The organism is Psychrobacter jeotgali (assembly GCF_904846315.1).
Lineage (GTDB): Bacteria > Pseudomonadota > Gammaproteobacteria > Pseudomonadales > Moraxellaceae > Psychrobacter > Psychrobacter jeotgali.
Genome location: NZ_CAJHAF010000001.1, coordinates 2945920 through 2968142, shown reverse-complemented (window position 1 = coordinate 2968142; position 22223 = coordinate 2945920). Strand labels below are relative to the sequence as shown.

Annotated in this window: 16 protein-coding genes and 4 tRNA genes; 10 read left to right on the top strand and 10 right to left on the bottom strand. The window is 46.0% G+C overall.

Annotated features, from left to right (window positions below):
* Positions 1 to 39: 39 nt before the first annotated feature.
* Complete coding sequence (locus tag JMX18_RS12325) at positions 40 to 459, top strand: MerR family transcriptional regulator (RefSeq protein WP_201588032.1); 420 nt, start codon at positions 40 to 42, stop codon at positions 457 to 459.
* Between the two features lie 176 nt (positions 460 to 635).
* Here the strand turns inward: JMX18_RS12325 and rimI are convergent, their stop codons facing one another.
* From rimI to JMX18_RS12275, 10 genes are all read right to left on the bottom strand, one after another.
* The gene (gene rimI, locus JMX18_RS12320; RefSeq protein ID WP_201588030.1) at positions 636 to 1115 is read right to left on the bottom strand and encodes a ribosomal protein S18-alanine N-acetyltransferase; all 480 of its coding nucleotides are present in this window, start codon (positions 1113 to 1115) and stop codon (positions 636 to 638) included.
* Positions 1116 to 1259: 144 nt separating this feature from the next.
* Positions 1260 to 2450: an elongation factor Tu gene (gene tuf, locus JMX18_RS12315; RefSeq protein ID WP_201586661.1), complete on the bottom strand. Its 1191-nt coding sequence runs from the start codon at positions 2448 to 2450 to the stop codon at positions 1260 to 1262.
* A gap of 467 nt (positions 2451 to 2917) precedes the next feature.
* Positions 2918 to 2992, bottom strand: a tRNA-Thr gene (locus tag JMX18_RS12310).
* Positions 2993 to 3131: 139 nt separating this feature from the next.
* A tRNA-Gly gene (locus JMX18_RS12305) sits at positions 3132 to 3205 on the bottom strand.
* A 93-nt stretch (positions 3206 to 3298) separates the two neighbouring features.
* A tRNA-Tyr gene (locus tag JMX18_RS12300) sits at positions 3299 to 3382 on the bottom strand.
* A 72-nt stretch (positions 3383 to 3454) separates the two neighbouring features.
* A tRNA-Thr gene (locus JMX18_RS12295) sits at positions 3455 to 3530 on the bottom strand.
* 181 nt (positions 3531 to 3711) lie between these two features.
* Positions 3712 to 5208, bottom strand: coding sequence for an anthranilate synthase component I family protein (locus JMX18_RS12290; protein ID WP_201588028.1), 1497 nt, complete (start codon positions 5206 to 5208; stop codon positions 3712 to 3714).
* Between the two features lie 194 nt (positions 5209 to 5402).
* Positions 5403 to 6443 carry an FHA domain-containing protein gene (locus tag JMX18_RS12285; RefSeq protein ID WP_201588026.1) on the bottom strand — a complete coding sequence of 347 codons (1041 nt, stop codon included), beginning with the start codon at positions 6441 to 6443 and terminating at the stop codon, positions 5403 to 5405.
* Between the two features lie 151 nt (positions 6444 to 6594).
* Positions 6595 to 7479 (bottom strand): RsiV family protein, encoded by an 885-nt coding sequence (locus JMX18_RS12280; protein ID WP_201588025.1) that lies wholly within the window; start codon positions 7477 to 7479, stop codon positions 6595 to 6597.
* A gap of 274 nt (positions 7480 to 7753) precedes the next feature.
* Positions 7754 to 9376 carry a peptide chain release factor 3 gene (locus JMX18_RS12275; RefSeq protein ID WP_201588024.1) on the bottom strand — a complete coding sequence of 541 codons (1623 nt, stop codon included), beginning with the start codon at positions 9374 to 9376 and terminating at the stop codon, positions 7754 to 7756.
* A 340-nt stretch (positions 9377 to 9716) separates the two neighbouring features.
* Between JMX18_RS12275 and JMX18_RS12270 the strand changes: the two genes are divergently transcribed.
* From JMX18_RS12270 to polA, 9 genes are all read left to right on the top strand, one after another.
* Complete coding sequence (locus tag JMX18_RS12270) at positions 9717 to 11069, top strand: MBL fold metallo-hydrolase (protein WP_201588023.1); 1353 nt, start codon at positions 9717 to 9719, stop codon at positions 11067 to 11069.
* Between the two features lie 131 nt (positions 11070 to 11200).
* Positions 11201 to 12808, top strand: a complete 1608-nt coding sequence (locus JMX18_RS12265; protein ID WP_201588022.1) for a cbb3-type cytochrome c oxidase subunit I — start codon at positions 11201 to 11203, stop codon at positions 12806 to 12808.
* A 10-nt stretch (positions 12809 to 12818) separates the two neighbouring features.
* Positions 12819 to 13442: a cbb3-type cytochrome c oxidase subunit II gene (locus tag JMX18_RS12260; RefSeq protein WP_201588021.1), complete on the top strand. Its 624-nt coding sequence runs from the start codon at positions 12819 to 12821 to the stop codon at positions 13440 to 13442.
* Complete coding sequence (locus JMX18_RS12255) at positions 13439 to 14188, top strand: c-type cytochrome (RefSeq protein ID WP_201588018.1); 750 nt, start codon at positions 13439 to 13441, stop codon at positions 14186 to 14188. The genes JMX18_RS12260 and JMX18_RS12255 overlap by 4 nt, the downstream gene beginning before the upstream one ends.
* Complete coding sequence (locus JMX18_RS12250; RefSeq protein WP_201588017.1) at positions 14185 to 14922, top strand: c-type cytochrome; 738 nt, start codon at positions 14185 to 14187, stop codon at positions 14920 to 14922. Before JMX18_RS12255 ends, JMX18_RS12250 begins: the two co-directional genes overlap by 4 nt.
* A gap of 11 nt (positions 14923 to 14933) precedes the next feature.
* A complete protein-coding gene (locus JMX18_RS12245) occupies positions 14934 to 16082 on the top strand; it encodes a c-type cytochrome (RefSeq protein WP_201588015.1) in 1149 nt (382 codons plus the stop codon).
* A gap of 2 nt (positions 16083 to 16084) precedes the next feature.
* Complete coding sequence (locus JMX18_RS12240; RefSeq protein WP_201588014.1) at positions 16085 to 18349, top strand: heavy metal translocating P-type ATPase; 2265 nt, start codon at positions 16085 to 16087, stop codon at positions 18347 to 18349.
* Positions 18350 to 18559: 210 nt separating this feature from the next.
* Positions 18560 to 18973 (top strand): organic hydroperoxide resistance protein, encoded by a 414-nt coding sequence (locus JMX18_RS12235; protein WP_201588013.1) that lies wholly within the window; start codon positions 18560 to 18562, stop codon positions 18971 to 18973.
* A gap of 162 nt (positions 18974 to 19135) precedes the next feature.
* Positions 19136 to 22090 (top strand): DNA polymerase I, encoded by a 2955-nt coding sequence (gene polA, locus JMX18_RS12230; RefSeq protein ID WP_201588012.1) that lies wholly within the window; start codon positions 19136 to 19138, stop codon positions 22088 to 22090.
* Positions 22091 to 22223: the final 133 nt, after the last annotated feature.

Below are 22223 nucleotides of genomic sequence, written 5' to 3'. Positions count from 1 at the left end.
AAACTGTTATATATTTTAACCAAAATAAGGGTGTACCTTATGGTAACAGAGACCTCGTACTTGCTCATTGGTGCTTTAGCATCACAGGCCAATACTACCAAAGATACGGTGCGCCATTACGATCAATTGGGACTGCTAAAATCTCGTAAGCGCCAAGCGGGCTCTCGGTTTTATACGGAGTTTCATCCTGATTGTATCGAGCGTATTGAGCTGATAAAAGGAGCGCAAGCGGTAGGCTTTACCTTAACCGAAATCAAAAACAGCCTCAATGATTATTACGATGGGCAACTAGATTTAGATTGGCAAATCAATGCAGTAAGGCAAAAGCTGACTCAAATCCGCGAACAGCAAACCAATATTAATCTGATGGTCGAGATGTTAAATCAACGCCTTGAAACGCTTGAGCGCATGAAAAAAAATAATAACGATCTTACCCCGGTGTTAAAACTGGATTATTGAATCTTTAAACCTGTATTCCATTCAAACAGCAAGGTAAGCATGTCTTGTTTATCATTTATCATTTATCATTAAATCCACTTATATACCTCTTCCACTCCTTGAATCATCTGCAAAAAATTAGGTTGCCCTTTAATAAAATCGTCGTACTGAATTTTGTACTGAGGTTCATACTGAAGCTACTCTATATAAGTACGTTGCATAATCAAGGCATCGACAGCCGTTTTGTGTGCGGATTGATAATAGCCTGAACGTCGATGAATAACCTTGAACCCTTGCTGTTTATACAAGGCTATAGCCGCTAAATTATCCGCTCGCACTTCTAATAGCAAGCTTTCAACCGCTTGAACAGTTAAAATATCGTTTAATTGAACAAATAATTGGGAAGCAATGCCTTGACGCTGATAGTTAGGATGGGTACCTATGCGCAATATTTCTGCCTGCTCAAACACCACTTGATATAGGCAATAACCAACAATATTAGCAGCAGCACAACTAACAGCTAGCATTAGATGAATGCTTTGTTGCTCAAGAAGATCGTTAATCACTGACAGACCCCAGGCATCTTCTGGCTGAATGACCGCTTCGATGCTAGCAACCGCTTCAAGAGCCCATTGACGCTCTGTTGGCGTAGTGGGTAGAGATTGTATGGTAAACAAAGCCTATCCTTTTTTAATATTTGCTTTAATTAGCAATCCTATCATAGCTTTTAGCTATCTAATGTACACACCCACAAAAAAGCCGCCCTCAACAAAGAGAGCGGCTTTAGACTAATCTGCTCAATCATCAGTGATGATTAAGTCTTAGTCTCTAACGTTTGCAACAACACCAGCACCTACGGTACGGCCGCCTTCGCGAATAGCGAAACGTAGGCCTTTGTCCATAGCGATTGGGTGGATAAGCTCTACGCCCATCTCAACGTTATCACCAGGCATTACCATTTCTGTACCGTCTTGTAATTGGATTGCGCCAGTTACGTCGGTAGTACGGAAGTAGAACTGTGGACGATAACCGTTCAAGAACGGAGTATGACGACCACCTTCTTCTTTGCTTAACACGTATACTTCAGCGTCAAACTTGGTGTGCGGGGTGATTGAACCTGGCTTAGCTAGTACTTGGCCACGTTGGACGTCTTCACGCTTGGTACCACGTAGTAGTACGCCACAGTTCTCACCAGCACGACCTTCGTCTAGTAGTTTGCGGAACATCTCTACACCGGTACAGGTGGTTTTTTGAGTGTCTTTGATACCAACGATTTCGATTTCGTCGCCAACGCGAACGATACCTGATTCAACACGACCAGTAACTACGGTACCACGACCTGAGATTGAGAATACGTCTTCAATAGGCATTAGGAATGCTTTGTCAACGTCACGCTCAGGCTCTGGGATGTAGGTGTCTAGAGTTTGTAGTAGTTCTACAACTGCAGGTTCGCCGTATTTGCCGTCGTCGCCTTTTAGGGCTTGGGTGGCACTGCCTTTCATGATTGGGGTGTCGTCGCCTGGGAAGTCGTAGTCGTTAAGAAGTTCACGAACTTCCATTTCTACGAGCTCAAGCAATTCTTCGTCATCAACTAGGTCGCACTTGTTCATGAAGACGATGATGTACGGTACGCCAACCTGACGTGATAGCAGGATGTGCTCACGGGTTTGTGGCATTGGGCCATCTGTAGCTGATACGACTAGGATTGCGCCGTCCATTTGAGCGGCACCGGTGATCATGTTTTTAACATAGTCAGCGTGACCTGGGCAGTCTACGTGAGCGTAGTGACGAGTCTCGGTGTCATATTCAATGTGGCTGGTGTTAATGGTGATGCCACGGGCTTTTTCTTCAGGAGCGCTATCAATGGCTGCATAGTCTTTGGCTTCGCCGCCAGAGGTTTTAGCAGCTACGGTGGCGATAGCAGCGGTTAGTGTGGTTTTACCGTGGTCAACGTGTCCGATGGTGCCGACGTTGACGTGGGGCTTGTTGCGTTCAAACTTGGCCTTTGCCATGGGTATTTCCTCTTTATTGATTAAACATTAATAAATAGTTGTCTGATAGCTCATGACAGCTTAAAACTATCAAACCGTTGACGCTAGGATAAACCTAATAAGCTTAACTGTATTACATGGGCGCTATATTGTTTTTTTCAATGTATTATTTATGCTTTACACAGATTTTCTAAAATGTTCTAAAGCGCAGTTTCTATACGTTGAGAGCTGTTTATAATGACACTTTATAACTACACTTGATAAAATTTAACATGGCTAAGCAATTCGATGAAGTCGCCCTGCTCAATTAATGAGCTGACAGCACTAAAAGGCAACACCTTGGTGTTACCTTTGCTATATGACTTACCAAGCTAGATTTATATTATTCAATATCAGCGTAGAACTTTCTAGTTTTATTCAGTTCGGTATAAGTACGATAGTCGTCAATAAACTATCTTAGACTTCAATCGATTAAAACAAATAATAAATGGAGCTCATATTGAGAATTGAACTCAAGACCTCTCCCTTACCAAGGGAGTGCTCTACCGCTGAGCTATATGAGCATATTTTTAATACCTACAGTAGATAAACCGTAGCTTTACTAAAAAAAATATCACGAAACAGCTATTAACTAATTGTCGTGATGAATTATTCGTTAATACTTATTATCAATATTTAGATACTTGCGTTTGATATAAAATATGGAGCGGGTGGCGGGAATCGAACCCGCGTCATTAGCTTGGAAGGCTAAGGTGTTACCATTATACCACACCCGCAATAACGCTTAGGTGTAAGTGATATTGTACATGTGTACATGTATACTTACGTATGCAGAGTATGCTTAGCGCTATACAAACTTTAAAAAAATATGGTGGTGGGGGAAGGATTCGAACCTTCGAAGCTTTCGCGACAGATTTACAGTCTGTTGGGTTTGACCGCTCCCCAACCCCACCTTAGGTTGCTTTTAATAGATTTAGTTTAATAAAGTATCAAGCTAATACTATTAAAAAGCTACTTTGAAGAAATGGTGCCGACTGCCGGAATCGAACTGGCGACCTACTGATTACAAGTCAGTTGCTCTACCAACTGAGCTAAGTCGGCTTGTTCCTTCAAAGTGGGGAGTATTCTATCAAATATATTCTAGAATACAAGCCCTATTTCTACTTTTTTACGATTTTTTTTATAAAACCTTTTAAACAATTGATTATATTGTGATTTTTATTTGGATTTAATGCGGCAATTAATATACCGCATCACCCTCAATTTGAGAAATGGTAGGCGTTTAACGAATTCGTAATCCATCACACGCCATTTTTACTGCTTTGACCAGTGCCAGCGCTTTTTTATTGGTCTCATCCCATTCCGCCTCTGGTACTGAATCAGCGACTACTCCTGCTCCTGCCTGAATATGAATCTTACCACGGCGCATTACCGCAGTACGAATAGCGATAGCAGTATCCATATTACCATGCCAGCCCAAATAGCCTACTGAGCCACCAAACACTGTGCGGCGCACTGGCTCGACTTCATCAATAATTTGCATCGCACGAATTTTGGGTGCCCCTGAAAGCGTTCCGGCTGGAAAAGTAGCACAAAAAACATCGAGGGCATCTTTATCTGCAGCCACCACTCCTTCAACATTGGAGGCGATATGCATTACTTGGGAGTAGCGCTCGATAAACATCTTTTCGGTAACTTTAACGCTGCCATATTCACACACTCGGCCAATATCATTACGCCCTAAATCTATCAGCATCAAATGCTCAGCGATTTCTTTTTTATCCGCAAGCAGCTCTTGCTCCAGTGCCAAGTCCTCCGCCTCATCTTGTCCACGCATGCGGGTACCAGCCAATGGACGTACCGTTACTTTACCATTTTCAATGCGCGATAGAATCTCAGGCGAGGCGCCAATGATATCAAAGCGCTTATGGTCATCCAGAGTGTATCCATGAACTAAAAATAGATAAGGAGACGGGTTTAAAAAGCGTAGAGCACGATATACCGCTAATGAATCGCCTTTATAATCAGCGGTTAAGCGCTGTGCCGGAACCACCTGCATTACATCTCCTGCCAAGATATAATCCTTTATTTTATTGACGTCGCTGCAGTACTTTTCGGCTCCAGTTTGCGATACGAATTTTGGAGTCGGCATAATAGGCGCGCTTAGGTCTGGCATTTCGGCCAACTTATCCTCTATCCTTTCGAGCTCGCGAATAGCGGAGCCATAGCCGTCTTCACTATCACAATCAGCATAAACAATGATTGACAAAGTATTCTCTAAACTATCAAACACAATGACGCTGGTCGATAGCATGAGCCACATATCTGGTAAGGTCATCGGATTTGGCGCATCGGATAACCCCACACTGGGCTCGATAACCCGTACCAGATCATAACCAAAGTAGCCTACTAAGCCGCCACTAAAGCTCGGTAGAGACTTGACCTCAGCCTCTGTAGGCATATTATAGCTGGCCATTAACTTACGAAGATAATCAAAAGGATCGTCAACTGCTTTAGTATCAATATGATCATCTCTTTTTGTAGTCATGATGCCATCTGCATACTGCAAAATTAGATCACTACCCAAACCAATCATCGAGTAACGCGCCCAGCGCTCCCCGCCTACTACCGACTCAAATAGATAAGCTGAGCCACTGAGATCACGTACCTTTGAAAATACAGACACCGGTGTTTGTGCGTCCATAAGTCGTTTTTTAACCAAAGGAACATGCGTAAAGCCTTGGGCTTTCAGGGCTTTATATTCTTCATAATTAATCATAGTAAGCAGTCTCTTAGCACTATACTGGCAAAAGATAAGGGTTATAAATACAACAAGAATGCCATAAAGAATATGGGTTATACATGAGAGATAATCAACCTACCAGTAACTTAATCAGTAATTCAACCAGTCACTTAAACAGGTAGATTGATTATAGGGTTGATAATAAAGGCAGTTTATACCAAAACCTATAGTTAATTACTGCCCATATTGAACAACCATAGCGCCAATCCAATAATAACAATAGCGACAAATACCCATATAAACCAGCCGCCACTTGGTTTTCTTTCTCCACTATCAGGATTAGCAGGGTTATTAAGGGCTTGGTCCATAGCATTATTGCCTTGAGTCCCTACATCACGAGGGCGGCCTAGATTAGCGGTGCCCGAAAACTGCGCAGTAGCCGCTTGTTTAGCGCGTAACACCTCCGGATCGGCTTCCTCTTGGAGCGGCGTAGTAGTGGTTTTATCCTGCTCTGGTGCTACCACTGGCTCTTTATGAGCCGCCGTTTCTTTCATTAGAGGCTCGTCCGTCGTTGTAGGAGTAGAAGCTGCTTTTAACGGCTCTGTGGCTGGAGATTTATCGGTTTTATTACTAGACATTAGGCTCTCCGGCTGGGCAGTTTCACTTGGGGTCGGGACAGTAGGTTCGACAACCGGGGCGGTTTGTCCAGATGTAGGCTCTTGACGAAGAGCCTCATCTGTTGGTAGTACATCGTCAATTATGGTCTCTTTTACCACCGACTCCTCTACCTCTTTTTGGGCTACAGCGGCGTTTGCTGTTGTCGTATCGACGGCAGGACTATCTGTCATCGCTGCGGTTTCAGTAGTTTTAGGCTCTGTGGCTGGAATATCCTCTACTACAGATTGCGCGGAGTCAGTTGTAGCTGCGGCTGGTGCAGTAACTTGAAAGACAAAGCTTGCAAATCCAACGCTATCATTAGCCTTAAGTCGCTTAGATTCATTGCTTTCGATACGTTCATCATTAATAAAAGTACCGTTCGATGAGTTTAAGTCTTTAACGTATAATTCGCCATTAAGGACACTAAGTAATGCATGATTGCGTGAGACTTCTTTGCTACCTAGTACCACATCGTTATCACTACCTCGGCCAACAGATAAGCTGTCACTAACGGTCAAGCTCAAGTCGTTAAGCGCTGCTGTCAAAGCGTTCAGCTGCCAATTATGCAACCCTGTATCAGTTGCTTCTGTATTTTGCTTATCGGTATTGTTCATTATGCTATCACTCCTTATGGTTCAAATGATGGTTCAATATTTATTATTGGTAGTTTAGATCGTTTTCAACATTCACTTGTATTATCGTTATAAACTTTAAAACTTAAACTTTGAATTAATAACTTAAAAATCTAACCTTTTATTTACTTATTTAGCTACCTACTTTAGAGGTCAATTGCTTAGGAATAAAATGCGGCTTAATAATACTCTTTAGTTTATCATAGGGAATGCTTAGCACCGGCATACCATAGGCATATGGGCCAATTTCATAATGCTGATAACGGATATCGACCCCTTTATCTGTCAAAGTAATGTTCTTACTCATTACAAACGGCCACTGCTTTTCATAGCTCTCAACATCGTTATCTACAGTTTTAACCCACTCTTTATAGGCCTTATAAGCCAGCGTTTCAAAGCTTGATGCTTGACCAGGTTGTAACATCCCATCCAGCCCTATTTGGGCTTTAGTCGTATGGTCAAATATTAGATATTCACTGTATGGCATACCATGCGCCCCGCCAGTAAAAACATAACTGTCGATTTCAAACAATTCAAAACTGCTCACATGCCCTAGATATTCAGGGGTTATCATTAGCTGATAAGCCCACGGAACATCCTTTGGTAATTCAAGAGACTCAGCAGCAAAGTTATCCAGCGCCTCTTTCAAATTCACTTTGGCATTAGTAGACTTGGAGGCGACATCACTAGCCGTAATATTAATTGCCAGTTCACCAGCACGCTTATTGACCATCTGATTGATCCAGTCATGATTAGTGTTGAGCCTTTTAACTTCAATTTCGGGACACTTTCCGCGCTCGAGACAATGCTCCTGAATACTTTTAGGCAGTTCATAATCTAGATATTCAGTCGTACTAACCAGATGATAGTTCATATTAGCGTTAGCACTGGACCACAGTAAGCCTGATAAGCTGACCGCACTTATTATCTTAAAGATACGCCTCCATAGCAGCGACCTATTTTTAGCTGTGTAGCACTTATTGGCTTGAGAACCCGTAAACTCCACTAATATTGACATATGACTTCTTCTACCTTTGCAGTCTTTTTTAAAAAACAGCTTCTACAAATAGTTTACCCGAAGACTTGGGAGTTATTGTTTAAACACTGTTTATGTTTTGGTAGGATTATTACTGATGCAGCGTTGGTCAGCTTTTTATCTTCGACCTTAACTATTTATACCCTAAACAGAAGGGATAAGTTATAAAAAACGGCTATTTTTAAACAATAAAAAGACACGGCTGGCGTGTCTTCTATCATAATAACTAGGGCTTAGCGGCTCTTTATCACACGCTCTAATGCTCACGAGTATTGCTAAAAGTAACCTCTGGATAGCGCTCTTGCATCAGCTGTAAATTCACTCGGGAAGGTGCTAAGTAAGTCAAATATCCGCCGCCATCTAAGGATAGTTGGTCGTGAGCTTTACGTTTGAACTTAGCTAAGGCCACTTCATCATCGCAATGTATCCAGCGTACCGTGGCAATCGATACCGGCTCGAAAACACATTGTACTTTGTACTCTTCTTTGAGGCGATGCGCGACCACTTCGAACTGCAAGACCCCAACCGCGCCTAGAATTAGATCATTATTAATCTGCGGCATAAAGACTTGGGTAGCACCCTCTTCGCTTAGCTGCTGCAAACCTTTTTGCAGCGCTTTGGACTTGAGCGGATCTTTGAGTACCACTCGGCGGAATAGCTCTGGTGCAAAATGCGGAATACCGGTAAAGTTGAGCTCCTCGCCTTCGGTAAAGCTATCGCCGATAGAGATGGTACCGTGGTTATGTAAACCAATAATATCACCCGGATAAGCTTCCTCTAAGGCTTCACGATCTCCTGCTAAGAAAGTCAGCGCATCAGCAATACGTACATCTTTACCTAGACTGACGTGCTTCATTTTCATGCCTTTCTCGTACTTACCTGAGCACACCCGCAAAAAGGCGATACGGTCACGGTGACGTGGGTCCATATTGGCCTGAATCTTAAAGACGAAACCGCTAAAGTCAGTCTCGGTCGCCGCCACTTCACGCTCTTGGGCAGGGTGGGATTTTGGCGGTGGCGCATACTTAACTAGCGTATCAAGCACCATATTAACCCCAAAATTACCCAAAGCCGTACCGAACAGTACCGGGGTCATCTCTCCAGCCAAAAACTCATCGACATCGAAATCTTCAAGCGCCATTTGTACCAGCTCAAGCGACTCCTCAAAAGCATCAAACATCAACTTGCCCAGACGCTCGCGAATATCAGGATAATCATATCCTTCACGGGTTTCAGAGACGCTCATATCACCGCCATGACCCTTTTCATAAAGGTAAGTCTTGTTTTCAGCAAGGTGATAGACTCCAACGAAATCCTGCCCCATGCCGATAGGCCAAGTCACTGGAATACACTTAATTTTCAGTACGTCTTCGATTTCGCTTAGCAAGTCAAGCGGCTCGCGAATTTGACGATCAAGCTTATTGATAAAGGAGATAATCGGTGTATCCCGCATCCGGCAAACTTCCATCAACTTGATAGTACGCTCCTCGACGCCTTTGGCACCATCGACCATCATCAGCGCACTATCAACGGCGGTTAAGGTGCGATAAGTATCTTCTGAGAAGTCGGCATGACCGGGAGTATCGAGCAGATTGACCACATGATTTTTATAAGGAAACTGCATGACTGAGGTGGTAATAGAAATACCGCGCTCTTGCTCCATGCTCATCCAATCTGAAGTGGCATGGCGATCGGTTTTACGCCCTTTAACTTCACCAACGACTTGGATAGCTTGACCCCATAAGAGTAGCTTTTCGGTCATTGTGGTTTTACCGGCATCGGGATGCGAGATGATGGCAAAGGTGCGACGTTTAGCAACCTCACGAGCAAGCTTAGTTGCTGAGAGTTTGGTTGCGGATGTTTTAGTATCTGCGCTCATAATGAATAACTTATCGTTAAGTTTTGGAAGAAAAAAGTAGCAGGTAGCATAGTCAGCCGAAAGTAAAAACGGTTATATGCATTTAATAGTGCATCGACTTTAGGTAGCAGATGATAAACACTAATAGAAATAGAGGTGATAATTTGGTGGGCGTATTGTAGCGGATTTATAGTCAAGATGCTATTTTTACTAGCGCTTACTAGTACCTTGAAACAATATGCATACTTATAATATATAAGACAGTACAGTAATAACAATACTTAGTTGATACCCTTTTCTAATATTAATATTTGATATTAAAAACAGGTACTGTTGATAATTATATGGTAAGGAAGTAGTTATGTTACTCGAAAAGATTAAGACTCCCGGACTCTCGCACCTCTCTTATCTGGTGGGATCGGGTGGTCAAGCAGCGGTGATTGATCCGCGCCGCGACTGCGATGTTTATGTCGAAAAAGCACGTGCAGCAGGACTTCAGATCACTCATATTTTTGAAACCCATCGCAATGAAGACTTGGTTTCTGGTGCGCCAATCTTGGCAGAGATGACTGGCGCCAAAGTACTGCATGGTCCCAATCCAGAAAAACCTATTGTCTATGCGCAAACAGCACGTGAAGGTGACTGCTTCGCTATCGGTCAGCTTGATATCCGTGTACTAGAAACGCCTGGCCATACCGATGACCATCTTGCCTTTGCTTTATACGACACCGCTTATCCCGATAAGGCTGTTGGGGTTTTTACTGGAGATGCGCTCTTTATCGGCGATGTGGGTCGCACTGACTTTTATCCTGATCGGCTTGAAGAAGTGGCCGGTCTGCTTTACGACTCCCTACAAAAAATCCTAGCTTTGGGTGACCAAGCCATTGTTTATCCAGCGCACGGTGCCGGATCAGTCTGCGGCTCAGGGATGGCGGAGCGTGAGTTCTCAACCGTCGGTCACGAGCGCTTGAACAACCCACGCCTACAAATTGAAGATCGTGATGCTTTTATTCGGGCTAAAGTGAACGAGACTCACTATCAGCCGCCTTATTTTCGCTTGATGGAACGACTTAATATGGAAGGTGGCGCTGCGGCGCCGCGTATTATGCGTCCACGCAACTTATCGCTTGAGCAGCTCAAAAACAGTGATGCCGATCATCTAATTGATATTCGTGACCCCATGGCTTACGCTTCGGGTCATTTGCCGGGCTCAATGAGCTTGCCGGTCGATATGATCTCCGCCTTTGCAGGTTGGTTTATCTCTGAAGGAGAAAGTTTAGCGCTTATCGCCGCCGATGAGCAAGAGCTTAATACAGCTATGCAGCACTTGGTCCGCATCGCCCTTGATAATATCGTGGGCGGTTATGTTGGCGTAATAGCTGCTGCTAAGCAAGGCGAGAAAATGGCAAAAATTCCGATGATTGAAACCGCTGAAGTTGCAGATCGCCTTGATAACAAAACTGAGCATTGGACGCTACTTGATGTCCGTGACGCTGATGAGAGAGCTGAAAATGCGATCGAGCAGTCAAAGCATATCTACGTCGGTCACCTAAATGAGCAGTGGCGTAAGCTGGATAAAAACCGCCATTACACTCTAATGTGTGCCAGCGGCGAGCGCTCTACGATAGCCGCTGGGTGGCTAGCAAGCCAAGGCTTTGATAAGCTCGACGTTTATCTTGGTGGTATAAGTGCTTGGCAACAGGCCAAAAGCTAAACGTAAAGACTTCTCAATAAAGCATTTACTATAAAGTCATAACAACTATTACAAAGCTGTTAGTGCTGCGAAGACACTTCGCCCTAGTAACTATTTAATGCTAGTAACCATTTAATAAAAGGGAGTTTATCTTGGTATTTACGATTGGAACCTTGGTCCTAGTCAGTTTTGCAGTGTCACTCGTAGCACTCGTCGTCCTTATTTGGGTGATATCACGCAGCGAGCTGCGTTTTACTCAAGCGGATGCTCGTACTATTTTCGATGCTGAAGAGCGTGGCGAGGAGCCCGACGACCCCAGCACACGACCGGAACAAACGGACTCCCCTAGAGGCCGTGACGGCGAAAGCCTCGTGCCCCTCAACAGTAGACGAATTATCCTATTTATTTTTGCTACAGCTACTTTTTGGTTGGTCCTTGGTAGCTCTTTTGGTCTGATTGCTTCGCTTAAGATGCATCTGCCTGATTGGCTAAATGGTATGGAGATGTTAACTTTTGGTCGCATCAGACCGATGCACCTTAACCTGGTCATCTATGGCTGGCTGTCCCTTGGTGGACTTGGTCTATCGCTATGGCTCATCCCAACTATTTTTTCCACCCACCTACGCTTGCCAACACTAGCATTTGCTGGGGCGGTGCTAATGAACTTAGCGGTCGGTGCAGGCGCATGGGCGATAGGAACGGGTTGGACCGATGGGCTTGAGTGGTTAGAGATTCCATGGCAAATCGATATATTTATTGCGCTTGCGGTATTTTTATTTGTCATCCCTCTCTTAGTGACCGCATGGCATCGAGAAGTACGCCATATCTACGTCACCGGCTGGTATTACCTGGGGGCGATGGTTTGGTTCCCCATTTTATTCATTGTGGCCAACTTCCCTGGCATTCATGTTGGCGCTCAGCAAGCAACTGTAAACTGGTGGTTTGCCCATAACGTTTTAGGGCTGTGGTTGACACCCATTGGCGTAGGCGCTGCTTATTATTTACTACCGCGTATTATCGGTAAACCCATTTATTCTTATAGCCTTTCCTTAGTGGGCTTTTGGGCACTAGCGCTATTTTATAGCCAAGTCGGTATTCATCACCTAATTGGTGGTCCAGTGCCGACTTGGGTGGTAACGCTTTCTATCGTCCAATCTCTAATGATGTTCGTTCCCGTCATTGCAGTTGCCATTAACCAGCATCCTTTGTGGCTTGGTAATCTTGATGTGTTCCGTGCCAGTATTCCTTTAAGATTCGTAGCGATTGGGGCGCTTATGTATACCGCGGCCTCATTCCAAGGTTCGCTTGAAGCCCTGCGCTCGGTCAACTCGGTGACCCATTTCACCCATTATACGGTTGGACATGCGCATTTGGGTACTTATGCCTTTGTCACCTTTGTATTGTTTGGCGCTATTTATTATGTCGTACCGCGGCTGATGGGACGAATTTGGCCCTACCCAAAGCTCATTGCAGTCCATTGGTGGCTGGTCGCTATAGGCTTCACTATTTATTTCGTTGCGCTCACTCTTGGCGGCTGGCTACAAGGTAAAGCGATGCTTGATCCTGCCCGCGAATTTATGGAGAGTATGGAGTTGACGGTGCCTTATCTTACTGGCCGCTCAGTTGGCGGATCTTTGATGGTGTTAGGTCATTTTGTGTTTGCGGCCAACATGGTTGCTATGCTGGCAGGTCGAGGCAAGAAACGTGCAGCGGGACCGGGCCTACTTGACACCCAATCTACAACGCAGCCAGAAAAGTAAGGAGACTAAGATGAATCGCTTTATCCCATTAATGTTACTTTCAGCTGCTATTTTGGCATTTGCAACGGTATTTTTGGTTATTTTACCCGGTGATGAGATCCGTACCGCTGCTGCGGCGCCGGGGCTGGAGCCCTATACTGCCAGTGAGCTGCGCGGACGTGCCAAATATGTAGATCTTGGCTGTGTTTATTGTCACAGCCAGCAGCCGCGTGCGCCTGAGCAGGCACCTGATGTCCAGCGCGGCTGGGGTCGCCCTTCTACAGCGCCCGACTACGCTTATGATGAGCCTCATCTGTTAGGTACTATGCGCACTGGACCTGATCTTCTTAACATTGGCGCTCGGATGCCCAGTCGTGCTTGGCACTTAACCCACCTTTATCAGCCGCGTGCCATCCATTCAACGTCGATTATGCCAAGCTATCCTTTCTTATTTGAAACCAAAGCTGAGGCAGCTCCGGACGATGTAGTAGTGCGACTTCCTACTGAATACCAACCCTCAGGTAAAGTAGTAGTGGCAAGCGCTGAAGCTCTTGATCTCGTAGACTACTTAATTAGCCTTGATCGAACCTATCCTGCTGCCAATCCGGAACTGCGTGACAGTGGATATTCTCCAGATAGGGGGACCGACCAATGAAACGACGTAAGCATAAATTTACGAAAGACTTTAGCTCAGCGGTACGTAATATTGATGATAATTTTGAGCCCTCCGAGCTGCAAAACCCAGTACCTTGGCCGTTTATTGCGATAGCCATAGCGCTTGCTATATACGGCGGATTGACCCTTTATTTTGATGCACAGGCGACTGAAGACGGCGAGGATGCACAGTTAGCGCGAACTGCAGAAGACAAAGGTGTGGCACCCGCTGATGTGAGTGCTGCTGATATAGATGAAGCTGAAGGTGATCTTTTAGCGGCACAGGGCGCTGCCCTCTTTGCCACCAACTGCGCCACTTGCCATCAAACCAACGGCGCTGGCGTACGTGGCTCAATACCGCCGCTTGATGGCTCCCGTTATATCATGGCTGACGCTCAGGTTCCGATTGCCATCTTGCTACGCGGTATCGCCGGCCCTATTGAAGTTAAGGGTAATATCTATAACGGCAGGATGCCTACTTTTCATGCCACTCTTGAGAATCATGAGATTGCTTTAATTTTAACGCATGTACGTAGCAGCTGGTCAAATACAGCAGGTGCAGTGACAGCAGAGCAAGTTGCTGCTATTCGTGAGACTCTAGATAGTAAGCTTGATCGCCCGTGGCAAGGTGGATTTGAGCTGCAAAGCGCCTTTGGCATTGATTATACACCGAGCCTCAACGAGCAGGTACAAACTCAAGTAGCGGTGTCTACTCAGCAAGGAGAATATCAGGAGGACAGCCAATGAAAGTGATGATATCAATAGTCCCAATTGCGCTGTCGTTAGCGCTTTTAACGGCTTGCAGCGAGGCTTCCAAAAGCGTAGATGGCGCAGAGACTGACTGGCGGGCAGCGGAGAATTATGCCGCTGTTGCTACCAAAGCTGATCCACAGAGTGTCATGCCTTTAATTGCAGGACGCGAAGAGTCTACTGATGACCCTTGGGCTTGTGCTTCTTGTCATGGCGATAAAGGTCAAGGTACTCAGGATATTCCGCGCTTAGCGGGGGTATCAGCAGGCTATTTAGTAAAACAGCTACATGATTACCGAAGCGGTGCTCGTATTAACGATAATATGCAATATGTGGTCTCCATGCTAACTGATGATGAAATGGCAGCGCTCGGTGCTTATTATGCTTCCATAGAAACTGCTCCTTCGGCCAAGCCTTCTTTTGGTGGCGATCTAGAGCGTGGACGACAGTTGGCACTAGCGGGCGACTGGACGGTTGATCTGCCCTCTTGCTTTTCATGTCATGGCCCGCTTGGATGGGGTGTTGGAGACACCTTCCCTGCTATCGCCGGTCAGCATCCTGCTTATACCCATACTCAACTTGCCGCTTGGAAAGATGGACGCCGAGCCAACTCGCCGCTGGGTCTTATGCATTCTGTAGCTGGGTCGCTCTCAAAAGAAGATATGCGTGCGGTATCTGATTATCTTGCGACGCTGCCCCCACCTCAGTCCAGCAATCCCAGTGCTGATTAGGAGGATCAAAGATGTCTAATAAACAGTATAACCAAGAAACACGAAGCGGTAACTCTGTCAAGCGCTGGCTCTACGCCGGCCTCGGTGCCTTAGTGCTTATTCTGATAGGTACTTATCTGGCTCGAATGGATGCGGTAGCAAGGTTTTTAGGTACTGCCGATGAAGTAGGTGAAGCTCAACAAGCTAGCGAAGAGAGGCAAGAGGCGCGCGAGAACTTTATCAACACCAGTGAGAAGCTGAGTGCGGACCATAGCGTCTCTGGTTTAAACATTCCTACCGATTCAGATGGCTTCTTTGCTCCGCCTAGCGACAGTGAGATTCCAGATAACGAGTTTGGCGAGTCGATTATACGCGGGCGTGAGATATTCCTTAATCCTGGGGCAAATGCAACTGAGTTTGTAGGTAACTCACTGGCATGCGCCAATTGCCATCTAAATGCAGGACAACAAGCTAATTCGGCGCCGATGTGGGCAGCAGCGGGTATGTACCCGACTTATCGTGGTAAGAACAAGATGATTAATACCATGGAGGATCGGGTAAATGGCTGCTTTACCTATTCGATGAATGCGCCTAATAGCCCCTCTGGCGGCCCACCACCAAAAGGCCATCAAGTCTATAAGGATTTGGAAAGTTACTTTCATTGGTTAGCGACTGGTGCACCCAACCGAGTAGATTTACCGGGCTCTGGTTATCCAGCACTGGATGAACCCGAAGCCGGTTATGACCCAGTACGCGGCGCAAAGGTGTTCGAAGCCCGCTGTGCTGTTTGTCACGGTGATGAGGGTGAAGGACGAAAGGATATGAATAATCGTTATGTTTTCCCGCCGCTTTGGGGACCAAACTCTTATAATTGGGGTGCTGGGATGCACCGGGTAAATACCGCTGCAGGGTTTATTTATGCCAACATGCCGTTGGGATTACCCTACTCGCTGAGTGAGCAACAAGCTTGGGACGTCGCCGCTTATATTAATAGTCACGAACGTCCAGCTGACCCCCGTCAACCTGATGAAGGATTAAGCATCGCCGAAGCCGCAGAAAAATATCACGATCATAAAGGTTATTATGGTCACAAGGTACGAGGTCAAGTCATTGGTGCAGGCGTAGATGCCAATCAAACTAACGCCCCATCTTCCACTGGCACTATAGTACCGGAGCAATAACTATGAATGCTGCGTCAAATGCTGCGCCAGAGTTTGATCCAGCTACCCTCGATGGCCTTGAGCGCGGCATAGTCGGTATAGATGGACTTTGGTGCCCAAGTTGCGCCGCTGCGGCAAGCCGTGCAATGACCAAGGTGCCTGGGGTAACCAGTGCCGAAGTTTCTTATGCGGGTGCTTCTGTGGCGCTTGCATGGGAGCAAGGTGCCGATCTGAGCGCGGTAGCACGCAAGGTCTCAGCTATGGGTTACCGCTTGACCACGCCAGATATGGGCGATGGTATGGAAGAGCGAATCGTCGCAGAAATGCGCCGAGTCTCCATCCGTTTGATGGTAGCCATAGTTTTTGGTATGTGGACGATGGTGCTATCCATCCTCCTCTACTTAAACCCTGATAATATAGCCGCTGGGGCAACGGGGCGTGCGCTGGCGATAGCGGCTGGTGCGACAGCTTTACCGGTTGTCATTTGGGCCGGTGCTCCCATTATACTAGCGGGCTGGCGGACGGCGCGCGTAGGCGTACCAGGAATGGACAGCCTAGTCGGCTTGGGCGTTACCGGTGCCTTGGTAGCATCAATTTGGTCGCTTGCTTTGGGTCACTCAGAGGTCTGGTTTGATACCGCCGTGATGCTGGTGATACTTTTGACCTTAGCTCGTTTGGTCGAGATGAGCACACTGCGGCAGTCTAGCCGTGCTATCGCTGCACTACGCACTGCCTTGCCTGAAACGGCTCGCCGCATTGATGATAATGGAGACGCGCATGAAGTATTGGCCTCAGATATCCACACAGGTGAGCGTATTCGTGTTGCAGCAGGCGAGCGCGTGCCCCTTGATGGTCAATTGACTAATAATGATAGCAGCTTTGATACCAGCATCATGACCGGTGAATCTGTACCGCGTACTATTGCCCAAGGTGACAGCGTTGAAGCGGGCTTTATTAATCTTTCACGCATGATTGAGATCGATGTTAGTGCCGAGGTGGGCAAACGCCGTATCGATATTATGGGCGTTGATATTGCAAATGCTCTGCACGCCCGTCCAGAGATTCATCGGTTAGCGGATAAACTGGCACGAGTGATAGTGCCGCTGGCCATTACCCTAGCTACGCTGACTCTATTTATTGGGCTATTTATGGGTTTGTCTGGAGAAGATGCTAGCCTGCGTGCGTTATCTGTACTCATTATCGCCTGCCCTTGTGCAGTAGCTATCGCTGCACCGGTTTCACATTTGGCGGCAACCGGAGCGGCAGCTGCTTCAGGGATTCACTTTCGCACCCATGCCGCCTCTGAAACTCTTGGTGCTGTACGACGGGTGCTTTTTGATAAGACAGGCACCTTAACTGAAGGGCGACCAGTACTTCAAGAGCTACAAGTACGTCAAGATTTAGAGCGGACGCAGATATTAGCGCTGGTAGCAGCCGCTGAGAACGAAGTGGTACATCCAGTGGCCAAAGCGCTACGGCAAGCGGCGAAAGACAGCAAACCATTAAAGGCGACAAAGACCGAGCGCTTTGACGATGGGGTCAAAGCTACTATAGAGGCTACAGAAGTCTTGGTTGGTAGCCGCGGTTTTCTATTGCGTCATAACGTGTCACTGCCTGATGAAGGACAGCAGAATTCAGGTTTGACTGCGGTTCATATGGCAACAGATGACGTATGGGCGGCTACCTTTTTACTAGGAGACACCCTACGTTCTGATGCCGCAGCTACGATCTCGCAGCTTAGAGGTTCAGGTCTTATCCTTGGTATGGCAAGTGGTGATGCGCCCGCCCCTTGTAATCATGTCGGTGCTATTGCAGGATTAAAGCCAGATGAGATTCGCTCTGCCTGCACCCCAGAAGAAAAGGCTGAATTAGTCGACAAAGGGCCTGGGCCTACCGCTTTTGTCGGAGATGGCGTCAACGATACCCTGGCTATTGTACGTGCTGATGTCGGTATAGCGGCTACCAATGCCTCGCCAGCAACCATTGCCTTGGCAGATGTGGTCATCGCCAAAGGAGGCATGACGGCGGTAGGTGAAGCGATAGCTATCTCACAAAAGGCTCGCCGTGTCCTACGCCAAAATCTAGTATTTTCGGTAACTTATAATGTTTTAGCCCTTGGTTTAGCAGTTTTTGGTACGGTGCCACCGTTAGCGGCGGCGGCGGCAATGGCAGCAAGCTCGCTAATGGTTATCACTAATGCAGCTCGCCTACGGGCAGGCGCAACCACTTTGGATGATGTTAAGCATCATAGCGTTAATATGACCACAGCAAATTTAAGCAAAGCATAAACAGCCTGAAACTCATAACTCTGGTTAACCCACTATAAAAGTCATTTGGCCATCTAAAACGGGTAGCTTTTTTATAAACCATAGATAAGATTGACTTACAAATTAGTAGTACAGATTTACTACCGTCCTATAGAGTGAGAAAGAGAGTTTGTTATGCTAAATGACGTACTAGATATTTAACTCCAACAATTAATGATAAAAGGATCTTTTATGAAGACATTATATTCAACCAAAGCAACGGTAACCGGTGGCCGTGCAGGTTCAGCTAGCTTGAGCGATAATGATCTTAGCATCAATATGGTACCACCAGGTTCAGGAAAAGAAGGCAATAATCCAGAACAGCTTTTTGCTATGGGCTATGGTGCTTGCTTCGGTGGGGCACTCGGCGCTGTCCAACAAATGGAAAAAGTAAAATTTGATTCGACAACTGAAATAGAAGTGGATTTGCTGCAAGGTGAAGGTCATGATTATAAGCTGGCGGCAAAAATTCATGTGATTGGTGAAAATACTGATTTATCAGCTGATGAGTTTCAAAAACTGGTTGAAAAGGCGCATCAGGTCTGTCCTTATTCTAAAGCTACCCGTGGCAACATTGATGTTGAACTGACCTCTGAGGTTAAGTAAGCTTTTAAAAGTCAAATAAAACAAAGCAAAGAGCCTAGCCGTTGCTAGGTTCTTTTTTTATGGGTTATGTTTTAACTCAAATATTTTTAGCCATTCGGCACGAGTCACTTTTAACGTTATAATGGGTTATCTTTTTTATTCAAAATATAACAAGAGACCTCTATGACCGATAACGATCACAACTCGCACTCACCGATTAATCCTGAAACCCTGCCAAACTTTGACACCATGCCCAATGTGGCGACCATGGACACCAGTCATGTGGATAAAGACCAGCCGCCGTTTATCCTAGTTGATGGTTCCTATTATCTGTTTCGCACTTATCATGCGTTGCCTAAAACCATGCAAAACACTCAAGGGCTGACCACCAATGCGATACGTGGCACCCTAAATGCGCTGCTAAAAGTGATGCGCCGTTATCATCCAACACATATGGCGGTGTGCTTCGATACCAAATCCCCTACTTTTCGTCATGCAATGTCGGCTGATTATAAAGCAGCACGCCCACCTATTGATCCTGAGCTAATAGAACAGATCCCTTATATTCATCATCTGGTGGCGGCTTTAGGTATTCCATTATTGCGTATCGAAGGCGCAGAAGCGGATGATATCATTGGCACCCTCGCCTATCGTGCGGTTGAAAAAGGTCATCATGTGGTGATCTCAACTGGCGACAAGGACATGATGCAGCTGGTCAATGACAGCGTAATATTAGAAGACAGCTTCACTGGAAAAGTTACCGATAGCCAAGCGGTGGTAGATAAGTTCGGTATTGAGCCCAGTCAGATGATCGACTTCTTAACCCTGATGGGTGATTCATCTGACGGTATCAAAGGCGTGCCCGGTATTGGAAAAAAGACCGCTAAAGACTTGCTCAATAAATACGGCAATATTGAAACCATGCTTGAAAACGTCGCTGAAATCAAAGGACGGGCTGGCAAAAACTTGGTTGAATACGCCGATGATATCCCGTTCAATGCCAAGTTAGCCACCATCGTTACCGACTTAGAGATTGGACAAGACTGGGACGACCTCAAAATAAATACCGATCCTTGCGCTCATATAGATAAACTGCGCACGCTTTACACTGAGCTTGAATTTAAGAACGAACTGGCATCTCTTGACCATCCCAATCATCCGGCTAATGGCAGCCAAAGTGTCGCCGATGCCAAAGCCGATAGCGAATCGCAAGCGCAGATTGCTAAATCATTACAATCAACTAAAATTGAAAACATCAAAGACAGCAAAAATCACGATAAAGCGTGGCATACCATCCTCGATATGCCCGCTTTTGATAGTTTAATAGCGCAGTTGGAATCAGCGCCGCATTTCGTTATCGACACCGAAACCACCAGTATGTATTGGCGTGAGGCAGAGCTGGTTGGGCTGTCTTTTGCCGTGCGAGCGCATGAAGCTTATTATGTACCACTCACTCATAAGCTAGAGGACGATGAGCTAATCGCCAAGCAACTGGATCGTGATACGGTCCTTGCCAAACTAAAACCTATTTTAGAAAATCCCAAAATTGGTAAAATCGGTCAGCATTTAAAATATGATGCCCATATTCTCAGTCGTTACGATATTGATTTAATTGGCGCTATCCATGAAACCCCTAATAATTGGGCGATGGATACTATGCTCGCCAGCTACGTGATCAATGCGGCGATTACCCGTCATGGCATGGACGATCTAGCACGTCATTATCTGCAAACCCAAACCATCAGTTTCGAAGATATTGCTGGTAAAGGCGCTAAACAAGTGAGCTTCGATCAAGTGGCTATTGATATCGCTAGTGATTACGCTTGTGAAGATGCGGACATTACTTATCAGTTGTTTGAAGTCTTTAGTAAGACCCTTGCCGATGATGAAAATAATATCAAATTGCTTACTGAGCTTGAGATTCCAACGGCCCAAATTCTTTGCCAAATGGAAGCTAGTGGTATTTTAATCAAACGCTCGTTCCTAAATGAATTATCCAAACGCTTTGATGAAGAGATCATTGCGCTTGAAAAACAGGCTTATGACATCGCTGGTGAAGAATTTAATTTAGGTTCACCCAAGCAGCTCGGTGAGATGCTTTTTGATAAACTTGGCGTCATCGGTGGTAAAAAAACCAAGTCCGGTCAATACTCTACAGGCGAGGCAATATTATCAAAAATTGATCATCCTTTAGCTGATATTGTTCTGGAATACCGCAGCCTTGCGAAGCTAAAAAACACTTATACCGACTCTCTCGATGCCGTGGCTGACGTCGATACTGACCGCGTGCATACCAGCTATCATCAAGCGCTGACTAGCACCGGACGCTTATCATCGACTGATCCTAACTTGCAGAACATTCCGATTCGCACGGTAACCGGTCGTCTGATTCGTCAAGCTTTCATCGCCCCTGAAGGCCGAATTATTTTGGCAGCGGATTACTCACAAATTGAGCTACGGTTAATGGCGCATTTTTCAGGGGACGCTAACCTAACTCGTGCTTTTAAAGAAGGACTGGATATTCATGCCGCTACTGCCGCTGAAGTGTTAGGTAAAGATGTTGATGATGTCACACCGACCGAGCGCCGTAATGCCAAAGCTATTAACTTTGGGCTGCTTTATGGCATGAGTGCTTTTGGGCTGGCTAAGCAGCTACAAATGAGCCGTGGCGAGGCGCAAGACTATATCGACATGTATTTTGAGCGCTATCCTGGGGTCAAACAATATATGATCGATACCCGTGCCAGCGCCCATGAAAAGGGCTACGTCGAGACCATCTTAGGTCGTAAGCTTTACACTCCTGATATTAATCATAGCAACCGCATGGTCAAACAAGGCGCTGAACGCGCCGCCATTAACGCGCCACTACAAGGCTCAGCCGCTGATCTAATTAAGCTGGCGATGATTGCTGTCGATAAAGTATTGCCCAAAGATCAAGCTAAAATGCTGCTGCAAGTCCATGATGAGCTGGTGTTTGAAGTAGACAGCGACAAGGTGGATGAGATTGCTAAGCTCATCACTGATGCCATGCAAGATGTATTGACGGCTACAGCAGTTGATAAAGGCTGGCATGTAGATTTTGCCGTGCCGTTATTGGTTGAAACCGATAGTGGCGAGAATTGGGATGAAGCGCATTAGATGCTGATTTGAGTTAAATTTTGGATTTTGGCGTAGGGTGCGCCCAGCGCACCGATAAAATAAATATCTATCAAATCTGGTGCACTGGGCGCACCCTACCCACCTTCTGTTATTATGCTTAGCCCACCAAGTT

Coding starts and splice junctions, on each gene's coding strand:
- JMX18_RS12280 (WP_201588025.1), bottom strand. CDS start 7,479: ATGTCAATATTAGTGGAGTTTACGGGTTCTCAAGCCAATAAGTGCTAC.
- JMX18_RS12245 (WP_201588015.1), top strand. CDS start 14,934: ATGTCTAATAAACAGTATAACCAAGAAACACGAAGCGGTAACTCTGTC.
- JMX18_RS12285 (WP_201588026.1), bottom strand. CDS start 6,443: ATGAACAATACCGATAAGCAAAATACAGAAGCAACTGATACAGGGTTG.
- JMX18_RS12255 (WP_201588018.1), top strand. CDS start 13,439: ATGAAACGACGTAAGCATAAATTTACGAAAGACTTTAGCTCAGCGGTA.
- JMX18_RS12270 (WP_201588023.1), top strand. CDS start 9,717: ATGTTACTCGAAAAGATTAAGACTCCCGGACTCTCGCACCTCTCTTAT.
- JMX18_RS12240 (WP_201588014.1), top strand. CDS start 16,085: ATGAATGCTGCGTCAAATGCTGCGCCAGAGTTTGATCCAGCTACCCTC.
- JMX18_RS12325 (WP_201588032.1), top strand. CDS start 40: ATGGTAACAGAGACCTCGTACTTGCTCATTGGTGCTTTAGCATCACAG.
- polA (WP_201588012.1), top strand. CDS start 19,136: ATGACCGATAACGATCACAACTCGCACTCACCGATTAATCCTGAAACC.
- JMX18_RS12235 (WP_201588013.1), top strand. CDS start 18,560: ATGAAGACATTATATTCAACCAAAGCAACGGTAACCGGTGGCCGTGCA.
- JMX18_RS12250 (WP_201588017.1), top strand. CDS start 14,185: ATGAAAGTGATGATATCAATAGTCCCAATTGCGCTGTCGTTAGCGCTT.
- JMX18_RS12275 (WP_201588024.1), bottom strand. CDS start 9,376: ATGAGCGCAGATACTAAAACATCCGCAACCAAACTCTCAGCAACTAAG.
- tuf (WP_201586661.1), bottom strand. CDS start 2,450: ATGGCAAAGGCCAAGTTTGAACGCAACAAGCCCCACGTCAACGTCGGC.
- JMX18_RS12260 (WP_201588021.1), top strand. CDS start 12,819: ATGAATCGCTTTATCCCATTAATGTTACTTTCAGCTGCTATTTTGGCA.
- JMX18_RS12290 (WP_201588028.1), bottom strand. CDS start 5,208: ATGATTAATTATGAAGAATATAAAGCCCTGAAAGCCCAAGGCTTTACG.